We start from the raw sequence: 12,468 nt of genomic DNA, 5'->3' as shown, positions 1-12,468 counted from the left end.
AAGACAGGTTTTAATTTAGTCAGCAGACACAGCAGCTAGACTATCGTATTCATCTAAAAAGCTCAGAATAGTTTGATAGATATAATCTAAATCCTCATCTGAAATAATGTATGGCGGAATAAGGTAAATGACATTACCCAGTGGACGGATCAAAAGTCCCTTTTCAATAAAGTATGGGTACAAATGGTGGCGTGCTTCATTAAAGTAAGAAGTATCCTTATCGGTATTAATTTCAAAGGCAATGATGGTGCCCATAACCCTGCTATTCCTAACCAAATGATGCTTTTCTATTTGCTCACCAAATGCAAGATGACGCCTATTAATGCGCTTTCTGTTTTCTTCGCATTCTTCTGTTAGAAGAATATCCAAAGAAGCATTGGCGGCTGCACAAATCATAGGGTTGCCAGTAAAGCTATGACCATGAAAGAAGGTTTTCATAAGGTCATTGGAGCGGTAAGCAGCCTGAATTTTATCTGTACAACTTGTAACACCCATGGGCAAAACGCCCCCTGTTAAACCCTTGCTCAAGCAGAATATATCGGGTTTATTTTGCAGCTGATCGGCAGCGAATAGTGTTCCCAACCTTCCAAACCCGGTCATCACTTCATCGGCAATACAGATTACATCATTCGCCTGGGCCAAGGCTATCATTCTATTCAGCAGCGCTTTTGAATAAACACGCATTCCAGAAGCCCCCTGAACAATAGGCTCGAAAACAAAGGCAGCAACATCGCCTGCTGAAACCAACGCCTCAAACTGGTTCCAAACAGCTTCTTCTTTCTCCTTTGAAGGGAAGTCGACAAAAGCCACATCAAATAAATACGGGTCGAATGGTTCGGTAAATGGCCCACGCTCTCCTACTGACATAGCCCCAAAAGTATCGCCATGGTATGCCCCGTCTATAGCTATAATCTTCTTCTTTTTAATCCCTTGATTATAGAAATATTGAAAGGCCATTTTGATGCCCACCTCAACCGCTGTGCTGCCATTATCCGAATAGAAAATTTTCGATTGATTGTCTGGCAATATGCTGAGTAAACGTTCGGCCAACTCAACAGCTGGCTGGTGAGTAAACCCAGCAAAGATCACATGTTCTAACTGATGCGCTTGCTCTGCTATAGCATTGGCGATTTTAGGGTGGCTATGCCCATGTATATTAACCCACCAAGAAGAAATGGCATCTATAATTTTCTTTCCATCAGCAGTGTACAAATTCACTCCTTCTGCCCTCTCAATCATCAAAGGATCAACCATACCCATTAATGGGGTAAAAGGGTGCCAAATTGCACTTTTATCTCGCTCTATCCACTCACGCATACCAATTCAGCATTAGTTCATCAGCCCAGTATTGAATAATATTTTGGTTCACCAAACTCAGTTTTGGCAAACGCAAAAGCACTTTATAGCCTGAGTGCTTTTCAATAATTCGCTCACTTTCTTCGTTTCCTTCGCCATTAAAAATGATTCCCTTCACTGGAATATCATTTCGTTTTAAGTAGTCTACCGTTAGCAAAGTATGGTTAATGCTGCCAAGGTACAGGTTGGCTACCAATACCACCTCACAATTAAGCTCCTTGGCAATGTCAATCACAAAATCATGGTCGTTTAATGGTACCAAAACTCCTCCGGCACCTTCCACAATCACATCATTATTTGTTTCGGGTAGTATAAAGTCATCGAGCGCTATGGCCTTATGCTCGTACTTAGCAGCAGCATGTGGCGAAGCGGGCAACTTTAGCCTGTGGGTTTCAGGGTGAAACTTTGTGATGGGGTTACTAACCAGCTCCTGAACGCGCTCCGTGTCTCCGGGTTCGCCTGCCTGTATGGGCTTCCAGTAATCTGCTTTTAGTGCTTCGGTAAGAATGGCTGAAATCAGCGTTTTGCCACTTTCAGTACCAATGGCGGTAACAAAATATTGCATAATTGCTGCGCAAGTTAAGGCACAACTGGGAATTTCTTTTGCCCTGCAACAATCATTTTTTCTCTCAGCTCTTCAAACTTGATAGGTTTAGAGAGGTAGTCATCCATGCCTAAATCTAGCGCTCGTTTAATATCTTCTTTAAACGCGTTGGCCGAAACGCCTATAATATAAGGAGCCGCCTCGCTACCAGCCTGCTTTAGCACCTGAGTAGCCTCGTAACCATCCATACCAGGCATTGCGACATCCATTAAAACCACATCGTAATTAGCCTCACGGCACATACTCACCACTTCCTCCCCAGAAATTGCAAAGTCGGCACTAAGCCCCATGCGCTCCAAAAATATAGAAGTGAGCTTACTATTAATGGTATTATCTTCTGCAACAAGCACTTTCAGTGGATAATCCTGGCTAATTACCCAATCCTTCTTGTCCTCATTTTCCTCTTCTCCTGCTTTTGAGCGAATCACTCGTAGGTTGCTTTCATTTACCATTCGGGCCACTACAGTGAACGAAAACTCCGAACCAACCCCTACTTGACTTTCCACTGAGACTTTTCCATTGAGCAACTTGACAAGGTTTTTAACAATGGCCAAACCAAGCCCTGTTCCACCAAACTTCCTTGTATGAGAAGAATCGGCTTGAGAGAACTCTTTGAACAAGAAATTCAGTTTGTCTTGAGGAATTCCAATGCCGGTGTCTTGCACCTTGAAGTTTAGTATAATAGACTTATCTGACTGCGACTCGGAAGACACAAACACTGTAACACCACCACTCTCTGTAAATTTAACTGCGTTGGAAAGTAGGTTCAGCAAGATTTGCCTTAGTCTTCCTCTATCGGAAATAACGAATTCAGGAGTATCTTCCTCAAAGATTGTGTTAATGGCGAGGTTCTTTCTTTTGGCCTCGTACATGATCAGACTTGCAGAGTCATCAACTAGCTTTTTGAGTGATAACACGGACTCATCTACTTGTAGCTTTCCTGATTCAATCTTTGAATAATCTAGAATGTCATTAATTATCCTGAGCAATGTTTCACCACTGGCTTTTATGGTTTCCACATACTCCTTTTGATCTTCCGTAAGCTCGGTTTCGGCCAGTAGGTTTGTCATACCAATTACGCCATTCATTGGCGTACGAATTTCATGGCTCATAGTAGCCAAGAAATTAGACTTTGCTTGAGCAGCCGATTCCGCAGCTTTGGCGGCCTTTCTAAGCTCCACCTCCACTTGCTTTTGAGCGGTAATAGGCCTTGAAATAACCATTACAAATTGCTCATCTAGCTTAATAATACGGCCTTCATAAAACTGCTCTTGCCCTTTCTGCCTAAAGCTGTACTCTATGCGCTGTAATTCTCCAGTTTCAAAAACCTTTTCGATATAGGCCGTAAAAATTGACCCCATAGGCTCGGGAACCACATCCGCTACCTTTTTACCAATAAAATGGCTAGGCTTAAACCACAATTCTTCCTCATTCTGAACAGTGTAGTCTACATAGCGTATCTCTCTGTCGATAGTAAAAATGGCATCGGGCAATGCCTTAATAATTGTGAGTTGCTTGTTTTCACTTTGCTTTAACTCAAGCTCTGCATTGTACTGATCGGTTACATCTCTGGCTATACCGGTTACGTTTTTAATATAGCCCTCACTGTTTTTGTTTACTACCTCAAATACTTCAAGTATGTGCTTATTATCCCAGCTATCCTTGATTTCAATAAAGTACGGCTCATTGCGCACCCTGCCGGTTTCGAACACCTGGCGCATATGCTTGTAAAGCTGGTGATTGACGGGGCTATTGGTAACAATATTTCTGATTGGCACGGGCTCTTTGAGGGGAAAACCCAACAACCTGCGCACGTTTGGAGAAGCTGATATTACTTCGCCCGCACGGTTATATTTAAAAAGGAAATCCGATGAGTGCCTCATTAAATGATCGAGGCTATTGCGGGTGCGCTTTCGAGTACGTTCGCTCTCAATAAGGCGCTTTTTCAATACCTTAGTATGCCTTGTTGTAGCTAGCACTACTACGGTAATAACAATGAGGCAAACAACAATTGTGATGAACAGACTACTCGACATAAGTTACCAACTTCGGGAATAAAGATATTCTCAAAGTATGAATAAACGAAACTGCCTGAGTGCAAATATCAATTACAGCTTAGACAATGCCCCTGAGAGCGTTTCTCCCATTTGTTGGAAACGCTCCAAGCACTCAGCTATAAACTCTGGACTTAAAATTTCGTCAATTTCTTGTTCTAGCACATCCATTTCACTCACCTTATAGGTTTGTTCAAATGGCCCCTGTTCTAGCTTTATCAGGTATTTCCCGTTCCAAGAAAAGACTGTGATTTTGCAGGCCTTGTCATTAATCTCTTTTACAACTCGCATTAGCGATTAATTGTAAATTCGTGATCAACTTCGGCACTTAACGAACCGGCTACAGAGCAGTATTTAGTAGCCGCCATATGGCCTAGCTTTTCAAACTCTTCCTGAGTAGCATCCGGAGAATCTAAAATAAAATGAAGTTTGATATGGGTGAAAGCACGAGGGTGTTCTTCTCTTCGAGTTCCATCTGCCTCTATTTTCAATCCATTAACAGTACGCTTGCGTTTTTTGAGCATTTGCACCAAGTCTACCGCAGCACAACCAGAAAGACCAGACAGCAAAAGCTCCGTTGGCGACTGCCCTGTTTTCTCCTCAGCAGGGCGCATATCTATATGCACTTTGTTGCCATTTGGATTAACCGCTTCGTACTCATAATCTCCCAATAACGTTGTGGTAGTTCTCATATTGCTCGTTTTTAATAGGTGGGCAAATTTAAATCAATTAAAGTTTTAACCGCACAATAAGCCGATAAGTTTCATGTTCTCCCATTACCTAAAAGCTAATGATTTATGAAACGCTTAACCAACATTTCAATGCTCTTTGCGAGCATGTTTTTGCTATTGGCTTGCGGTGGAAACAACGATGATTCGCCAAAGCTTCGTGTTACCATCGAGAACCAATTCGTTAAACTCCCCTCCAATGTCTCTGTCTTTTTTAAGGTAGAAGATGATGCTGGAAATGGTGTAGCAGGCCTTTCCGAAAGTGATTTTATCATTTATGAAAACGGATCTGAAATATCATCATTTGAAGCTACCCGAAAAATTCAGCCCAACGAGCAGGTGTTCGATTACCACATAACCTTGTTGCTCGATTTGAGCGGCAGTGTTTTAGGCAGCGAAAACCTGGCCTCTTTGAAAGATGCTGCCAAAAGCTTTATTGATGAAGTGGTACCTTCTGAAGGAGCTCCATCTGCACAAGCTGTAAAAATGGAAATATGGTGGTTCGATGGATCCGAAAATATTAAGCAACTGCAAGGGCAAGCCACTGATAGAGCCACATTAAAAGCTGCTATCGAAAGCATTACTCCTTCAATGAGTTCGGACAATTCAACCAACCTTTATGGTGCGGTAATTCAGGGGATAGATGTTGCCAGTCAAAAACTGGCGCAAACCCGTGAGCTGGAAGAAATTGCCTCTAGTGCTGTGGTTATTTTTACAGATGGCACGGATCAAGCCAATAGAAAAACCAAAGGCCAGGCACTTGAAGCAGTGAAAAAAGCAGATAGCGACATCGCTTTATACACCATAGGTTTAGGAGGAGAAATTGATGAATCGGTACTAAAATCAATCGGTAAAACCAGCTTTGTTTCGGCCGCCAACATTGGCGAGCTGCTCGATAGATTTAGAGAAATAGGCGATTTAATTAACGGAAGAGCCAATAGTTACTACCTACTAGAATACTGCTCGCCAAAAAGATCAGGCAGCAATCAGCTTACAATTGAAGCAGTAAAAGGAGCGCTCAAAGGGCATTCAAACACCTTTTTTGATGCTTCGGACTTTAATGGCAGCTGTAATTTGGGTACTAATTAATGGTAATGGCAAGTTCCTGGGGTGATACATTCACCCCAATCCCTGCTTTTTGCAAGGTTTCAATGGCAAAAGTACCCACTACAGAATTCCCCACGGCACTACTATCTTCCACCTTTAGCAACACTTGTAAACAGCAACCTACCATGGCTAAATTAACCTCCAATTGATTAGAGCAACTCCTGCTCAAACAATCTAATATTGGTACTAGGCACTGCTCCAGAAGCTTTAGATCCACCCTAGTTTTGAAAACATTGGTATCTACATTGTAATTGGAAACATTGTAGCCTAACGATAGCAAAACATTACTGACCAAACTTGGGCTACACATTTGTGGTTGGTATGCTCGAAAGGTATTGTTGATTTCGCTTATAACATCAAGCTGTCTCTTTAAATAGAATATACCCGGTCTATCCTCTTGCCTTCTAATCTGATTCATCATATTAACTAACTCCCCATTAAAAAAATGCAACCTGTCAGATCTACAGTTGCAAATCATTTACCTAAAAGAACATGCTACACAGTTAAATTCCTATTTTCTATATATAATAAACTGTAGTTTGAGCAAGAATTACGTGTTTCACGTAGACAGACTTCTTCGCCTGAAAAAAGTTCTCAACACTCAAAAAACAAAACATCGCAATCACTTAAAAACCAATTGCTTACACCATAATCAATTCCATAAAAACATTTACCCCTACAAAAGACCAATTCTTTACATACACTAAATCGTCAAACAAATACACGTAAAGTGATATTAAACCAAGCACTACGAGTTTAAAAAAGTGCTTTTTACATTAATACATTATATTGTATTTTAGATATCCCTCACAATCACGGCTTTTTTTTACCAAAGCATTAATGAACAGCAAGTTGTATGAATAACTTTCTTGAGATTTTAATAGTAGAAGATAATCTGGAAGATTTTGAGCTATTAAAAAGAACATTGCAAGAACATAGTGAACAGATAAGCGTCACTAACAAAACAGATGTAGATGAAGCCATTGCTCATTTACAGGCCGAAGAATCAAAAAGAAAATCGAAAACTAACCTTATCATACTAGACCTTGGCTTACCCAAAGAGTCTGGATTAAGCCTATTGGAGTTTGTCAAATCTCAGAAATCTCTAAGACAGATACCTGTAATAGTACTCACATCTATTGGTGACTATAGAGACATGTTAGAGAGTTACAAAAACTACTCTAGTTGTTTTATTAGAAAGCCTCAAGATCTTAACGAGTTTTCAGAAACCGCAAAAGCCATTGTTTCCTTTTGGTCCAGGGTAGCTATTCTACCAAATAAAAACGATTATCATGTCTGAGAATAGCATCTTACTAATTGAGGACAACTTTGACGACAGGTTCTTGCTCAAGAAGTTCCTATCGACAAGCGGGCTAAATAATTGGAAAATTAAAGAAGCTGTAAAACTTGCCGAAGCAATTGAGTGTCTTGAAAAAAACACGCCCGGTGCAATTCTCCTAGACCTTTCCCTACCGGACTCTTATGGCGAAGATAGCTTCTATCAGGTTAAGCGGAATGCTCCTAAAAGCCCAATAATCATTCTTACTGGCATGGCTGACCTAAGCATGGCCAAGCGGTTGATACAAAAAGGTGCCCAAGATTATATAGTAAAAGGCGAGTACAACCCTCGACTGCTAGAGAAGTCGATAGAATATGCCATTGAAAGACATAAACTAAAGTTCGAGAACGACAGAAACCGGGAAAAACTGCTAGATTCTGTGCTCGAAGCGCAAGACACGGAACGAGTTAGAATTGCGAAAGAGCTACATGATGGTGTTGTACAAAGTCTAACGGTGGTATCCCTAAGTCTCGGTCTTTTAAGGTCGGCAATTCACAAGTTCGACTCAAGGCAAAGGGCTCAATACGAAAAATGTACTGAAAACCTTTCAGTTACCATTGATGAAATTCGCAATATTTCTCACTCACTAATGCCCAGATCTATTGCTGAAATGAGCCTTTCTGAGGCAATAGAAGGACTTATGGAAGATTTAGAGGACTCATCGGAGATCACTTTTGAGTTTATTACTAACCTAGATCAAGAACCGGAAGAAAGCTTAAAGCTCACCATTTTTAGAATTGTACAAGAGCTTTCTACCAACGCCATTAAGCACTCGAAGGCTAACAATATGATGGTACAGTTAATTGATTACCCAGACCATATTTACCTAATGACTGAAGATGATGGGATCGGTTTTGACAAAAGTGAGATATTAGAAAGTAAAAACTGCTTTGGGCTTCACAGTATTGAAAGCCGCGTAAATTCGCATGGTGGTTTAATAGAAATTGACACCAGACCAGGAAAGGGAACTAACATTTTCACTTCGTTTTACAAAGGCAAAAAGGGTTAGTCGATCAATCCCTTTTCAACAGCATAAATAGCCAAACCCACCAAATTCTTTGAGCCAGTTTTTTCCAAAAGGTTACGCTTGTGCGCTTCTACTGTTCTTACGCTAATAAACAACTCGTTTGCTATTTCACTGTTGCTGTACTCCTTCATCACAAGCTTCAACACCTCTTTTTCTCTAGAAGATAGAGGCATTTCAATTACGCTTCGTTCAGTTCCATTTCGCTTAGAAAGCCCTTCCATGATTTTATGAACCACATTTGGGCTATAATAGCTTTCCCCTTCCATTACCTGCTTGATTCCTGCGGCAAGTTCCTCCTTATCGCAGTTTTTCAAAACGTAACCATCAACACCTGTTGCTAGCATTCTTTTAATTTGCTTCGATTCGTTTATCATACTCAGCACAATAACCTTTAAGCTAGGGTAGTCAGCCTTAAGTGCTTTGGCCAAATCGTGACCATCCATTACCGGCATGCTAATATCTGTCAGCACTAAGTCCAAGTCTAGCTCGGCCACTTTCTCTAAAGCCTCTTTTCCGTTTTTGGCCTGATTAACCACTTCAATACGGTCGTCATTTACGAAATAATTCCTCAGCGCATCACGAATCATCGTATGATCATCTACTATCAGAACTCTAATTTTGGCTATCATTAAGTGTATGTAATTAGTTATGAAAACATAGGATACACACTGAGAATCACTGTGTAATCTACCATGCTAACCTTTTGTTATTCAGTTGAATTGGGCAATTTAACTATCTTTAGCCAGAAAGTTTCAATTTCTTTGACCAAGTCTAAAAACTCATTGAAATCTATGGGTTTGGCTAAGTAACTATTTGCGAACCTTTCATAACTCTCCTCTACATCTACCTTATGTTTACTAGTGCTTAGCACAACGGTAGGAATATGCTTTAATTCAGGATCCGTTTTAACCACTTCTAAAACCTGCTTTCCATTCAGTTTAGGCATGTTTAAATCTAACAATATTAAGTCGGGTACTTTAGCATCAGTGAAAGGCTCTTCTTTTCTTAAAAAACTCAAACACTCTTCGCCATCATTTACCACATCTATTTCTGCTGGTACGTTTGACTTTGAAAATGCCAGCTTAGTTAGCACAATATCTTCCAAACTATCTTCAACCAATAAGATTCTAAATTTCATTTTTACATTCCCTTATCTAACTCAAATATAAAACTGCTTCCCTTCCCCACTTCACTTTCTACTTTAATGCGACTCCCATGCGACTCTACAATTTTCTTACAAATTGCCAGCCCTACCCCGGTACCTTCGTACTCTTCGCGTGTATGGAGTCTTTGAAAAATGGTAAAGATTCTATCAAAATAATCTGGCTTAATTCCGATACCGTTATCACTAACCTTAAACCCTACCTTCTGACCAACTTGCTCCCACTCAATTTCAACTTTAGGTACCACACCAGCCCTTCTAAACTTAATTGCGTTACCAATTAAGTTTTGAAACAAACGCACCATTCTACTTTCATCCCCGGTAACTACCGGCAACTCCGCATAGCTAATTTCGGCTCCCGACTCGCTAATACTCATCTCTAGATTTGCCTCCACTATGCTCAACACCTCGTTCAAGTCTACCTGTTCAGCCTGTCTGTTCGCTGTATCCAAACGCGAAATAGTCAGTAAATCATTGATGAGTTTTTTCATTCGGGTAGATGCATTAATGATGCTATCCATATACATTTTGGCTTCATCATCAAATAGGTTGGCATAGCCCATCTCTAGCAGTTGAAGGTAACTAGTAATGCCCCGAAGAGGTTCTTGCAAATCGTGAGAAGCCACGTAAGCAAAATCTTTCAGTTCCCTGTTAGATCGCTCTAAGGACTTTAGAGACTCCTGAAGTTTCTGCTCTCTCAAATGATCCTTTGTTATATCCCGAACTATCCCGAAATAGTAGCTTGCCTTATAAGTTAAAGACTCAACAAAGTCACCCTTATCAACTAAAACCTTCAATTCTCCCTTTGGGGTGATAATTCTATAAGTAATCTCATAGCTTTCTTTATTAACTATGGCAGTTCTAACCTTTTCTTCCACCCACGGCCTATCCTCCACATGAACCAACTCCATGGCAGCCTCAAATGATGGAGCGACCTCGTCAGCATCGTAGCCCAACACTTTAAACCTACCCTCAGACCAAAAATGCTTGTCCGACTCCACATACCACTTCCAATTGCCTAGCCCTGCCATATCCTCAGCCTCTTTAAGTGCTGACTGACTTTCCAGCAGTTCTTGTTCTCTAGTTTTTAGCCAATCAATATCCTGAAAAAGCCCCCTCAGCCTTACTGCTTTTCCATTTTCAAATTCGGCTTTTCCAATGGCCCTTACCCAAAGAGGGACACCTGTTTTGGTAACAATTTTTAATTCTAAATCCCAGGATTCACCATCGTTAATGGCCTTGTTCAAGGCTTCAGATATTAAGTCCTGAAAGTCTCTATGATAAAATTTTATGGCCTTTTCAACATCAACTTCTTCACTCGGGTCTACCTCATGAATTTCATAGACCACCGGGCTCCAAAAGAGCTTATTGTTGACTATATCCAATTGCCAATACCCCAACCGAACAGCCTGCATGGTGTCATTGTACAAATCGTTCAGGTTTTCTAGCCCGAGGTTTGTGTCTTGTAGATACTCCTTCATTTAATGATTGTAAGGGGAAAGAATTCTAAGAAATATAAAAAAGCTTAAGCGCTGCTCCAAAGAAAGAACTACAATGAAGTCCACTTGTTCGAAAATGGTACTGTTTAGATGATTAGCGCAAGAAAACTAAGCCTAAATCAATCTTATCAAGCTAAGAACTAAAAGGCTATCTTTAAACTATGCAAGCACACACCATAAACGAAGTTATTCAGCACCTTGACGAGATAATAGCTGAGACTATTGCCCAAAACTCCAAACTCGCATTCTTCCCTATTCTTTATCGAAAAGTAACTATTGCCGTAAAAGATGGCATTATCAATAAGGATTTTGAGAACAATGAGCGCATGGAACAACTTGACGTCATCTTTGCCAACCGTTACCTCGCGGCTTACACAGCTTATAAAGATGGCGCCAAACCTACTGCAGCCTGGCAAATTGCCTTCGATCAGAGCCACGCGTTTTGGCCGCTGGTACTGCAACACCTGCTTTTGGGTATTAATGCACACATAAACCTCGACCTGGGCATTGCAGCTGCAGAAGTTGCGGGCGCCAACCTTGAAAACTTAAAAGGGGACTTTTACAAAATCAACTCGCTGCTATCTTCCATGGTGGAAGGTGTTCAAGACGAAATCAATAAAATATCCCCTATCATTAGTTTACTCGATGTTTTTGCTGGAAAACTAGACGAAAGATTAGTAGACTTTAGCATAAAAATCGCTCGAGATGGTGCTTGGGACTTTGCCCAAAACTACCATTCGGCCAATGCTGAAGATAGATTGGTACTGCTGCAAGACCGAGACCACTCTATTGCTTGGCTAGGTAAAGATTTGGCTAAACCTGGCTTGCCTCTCAACCTAATAGCTGGCTTTATTAAACTGTTCGAATGGAAAAAAGTAAGTAGAATAGCTCCTGTTCTAACAAGCTAAACGTTAATGTTCCGGCCCACGAATTCCTGCCTCGATGGGGATGGGCAAATGATTTGCCTCAGGCACCATCGGGCACTCATAATCATCACTATATGCACAGTATGGGTTATACAGTTTATTGAAATCGATCACCCATTCTGTTCCTTCAGGAATTCCCTCATAGTGCAAATACCTTCCTGCCCCATAAGTAGAATTGCCAGTTGTTTCGTCAATAATTGGTAGAAACACATACACTTTCATACCAGGAATAGTAAACCGTTTCTGCTCTAAATAAGCTTCCAAAACATAGGATTTTCCGTCCAGTTCAAAGTGCAGGTTACCAATAGCCTTATAAATTTTTGTAGTGCCCTTACTGGTCCCCAACGGAAAAGGTTTAGCATCAGGTGTAGGCTCAAACTTGGCTATTACGCGGTACTCTTCGTCAATAGGAAAGAAATCGTGCCCCTTAAATGCCAAACGCTCTTTGCGCGACAGCGGTGATTTATCCTTATCGCGATATTCTGCATTCAACTCTTCCTGATAGACCTCTATCTCCTTTTCATAAGTACTTTGGGCAGTAAGCATTTGGGCAGTAAGCATTTGGGCAGAAAAGATAAGCACATAAAAAAATGCTCCCTGTAAAAACTTCATAGCTGGCATAAGACAAACATAATACCAGCTATGTGTATCAACCAAAAAATTCTG

The 12,468-nt window shown here is 40.8% G+C and carries 14 protein-coding genes; 4 read left to right on the top strand and 10 right to left on the bottom strand.

What is annotated here, in order from left to right; all coding sequences use genetic code 11:
• Positions 1 to 15: 15 nt before the first annotated feature.
• From bioA to BMW98_RS08425, 5 genes are all read right to left on the bottom strand, one after another.
• On the bottom strand, positions 16 to 1,317 hold the full coding sequence (bioA, locus tag BMW98_RS08445; protein ID WP_090258059.1) for an adenosylmethionine--8-amino-7-oxononanoate transaminase: 1,302 nt from the start codon (positions 1,315 to 1,317) through the stop codon (positions 16 to 18).
• The gene (gene bioD / locus BMW98_RS08440) at positions 1,310 to 1,921 is read right to left on the bottom strand and encodes a dethiobiotin synthase (protein ID WP_162844706.1); all 612 of its coding nucleotides are present in this window, start codon (positions 1,919 to 1,921) and stop codon (positions 1,310 to 1,312) included. The genes bioA and bioD overlap by 8 nt, the downstream gene beginning before the upstream one ends.
• A 14-nt stretch (positions 1,922 to 1,935) precedes the next feature.
• A complete protein-coding gene (locus BMW98_RS08435) occupies positions 1,936 to 3,996 on the bottom strand; it encodes an ATP-binding protein (protein WP_090258057.1) in 2,061 nt (686 codons plus the stop codon).
• 72 nt (positions 3,997 to 4,068) lie between these two features.
• On the bottom strand, positions 4,069 to 4,305 hold the full coding sequence (locus BMW98_RS08430; protein WP_090258056.1) for a hypothetical protein: 237 nt from the start codon (positions 4,303 to 4,305) through the stop codon (positions 4,069 to 4,071).
• Complete coding sequence (locus BMW98_RS08425; RefSeq protein ID WP_090258055.1) at positions 4,305 to 4,706, bottom strand: OsmC family protein; 402 nt, start codon at positions 4,704 to 4,706, stop codon at positions 4,305 to 4,307. The genes BMW98_RS08430 and BMW98_RS08425 overlap by 1 nt, the downstream gene beginning before the upstream one ends.
• 105 nt (positions 4,707 to 4,811) lie before the next feature.
• Between BMW98_RS08425 and BMW98_RS08420 the strand changes: the two genes are divergently transcribed.
• Positions 4,812 to 5,831: a VWA domain-containing protein gene (locus BMW98_RS08420; protein ID WP_090258054.1), complete on the top strand. Its 1,020-nt coding sequence runs from the start codon at positions 4,812 to 4,814 to the stop codon at positions 5,829 to 5,831.
• Here BMW98_RS08420 and BMW98_RS08415 read toward each other — a convergent pair.
• A complete protein-coding gene (locus BMW98_RS08415) occupies positions 5,824 to 6,270 on the bottom strand; it encodes a hypothetical protein (RefSeq protein ID WP_090258053.1) in 447 nt (148 codons plus the stop codon). The genes BMW98_RS08420 and BMW98_RS08415 overlap by 8 nt on opposite strands.
• A gap of 435 nt (positions 6,271 to 6,705) precedes the next feature.
• Here BMW98_RS08415 and BMW98_RS08410 point away from each other — a divergent pair, with 435 nt between their 5' ends.
• Complete coding sequence (locus tag BMW98_RS08410; RefSeq protein WP_090258052.1) at positions 6,706 to 7,149, top strand: response regulator; 444 nt, start codon at positions 6,706 to 6,708, stop codon at positions 7,147 to 7,149.
• Entirely contained in the window at positions 7,142 to 8,197 is a 1,056-nt protein-coding gene (locus BMW98_RS08405) for a hybrid sensor histidine kinase/response regulator (protein ID WP_090258051.1), read from the top strand. Before BMW98_RS08410 ends, BMW98_RS08405 begins: the two co-directional genes overlap by 8 nt.
• On the opposite strand, the gene BMW98_RS08400 is transcribed toward BMW98_RS08405, so the two are convergent.
• The 3 genes from BMW98_RS08400 to BMW98_RS08390 all read right to left on the bottom strand — a co-directional run bounded on the left by BMW98_RS08400 (position 8,194) and on the right by BMW98_RS08390 (position 10,858).
• Complete coding sequence (locus tag BMW98_RS08400; RefSeq protein ID WP_090258050.1) at positions 8,194 to 8,844, bottom strand: response regulator; 651 nt, start codon at positions 8,842 to 8,844, stop codon at positions 8,194 to 8,196. The genes BMW98_RS08405 and BMW98_RS08400 overlap by 4 nt on opposite strands.
• Before the next feature lie 77 nt (positions 8,845 to 8,921).
• Complete coding sequence (locus BMW98_RS08395) at positions 8,922 to 9,353, bottom strand: response regulator (protein ID WP_090258049.1); 432 nt, start codon at positions 9,351 to 9,353, stop codon at positions 8,922 to 8,924.
• Positions 9,354 to 9,355: 2 nt separating this feature from the next.
• The gene (locus BMW98_RS08390) at positions 9,356 to 10,858 is read right to left on the bottom strand and encodes a sensor histidine kinase (protein ID WP_090258048.1); all 1,503 of its coding nucleotides are present in this window, start codon (positions 10,856 to 10,858) and stop codon (positions 9,356 to 9,358) included.
• 179 nt (positions 10,859 to 11,037) lie between these two features.
• Here BMW98_RS08390 and BMW98_RS08385 point away from each other — a divergent pair, with 179 nt between their 5' ends.
• Positions 11,038 to 11,784: a DUF5995 family protein gene (locus BMW98_RS08385; protein ID WP_090258047.1), complete on the top strand. Its 747-nt coding sequence runs from the start codon at positions 11,038 to 11,040 to the stop codon at positions 11,782 to 11,784.
• A 3-nt stretch (positions 11,785 to 11,787) separates the two neighbouring features.
• Here the strand turns inward: BMW98_RS08385 and BMW98_RS08380 are convergent, their stop codons facing one another.
• A complete protein-coding gene (locus BMW98_RS08380) occupies positions 11,788 to 12,414 on the bottom strand; it encodes a DUF1684 domain-containing protein (RefSeq protein ID WP_162844705.1) in 627 nt (208 codons plus the stop codon).
• Positions 12,415 to 12,468 lie beyond the last annotated feature (54 nt).

The organism is Roseivirga pacifica (assembly GCF_900111145.1).
Classification (GTDB): domain Bacteria; phylum Bacteroidota; class Bacteroidia; order Cytophagales; family Cyclobacteriaceae; genus Roseivirga; species Roseivirga pacifica.
Note: the sequence above shows the minus strand (reverse complement) of the source record. Positions and strands in the feature narration are given on the sequence as shown.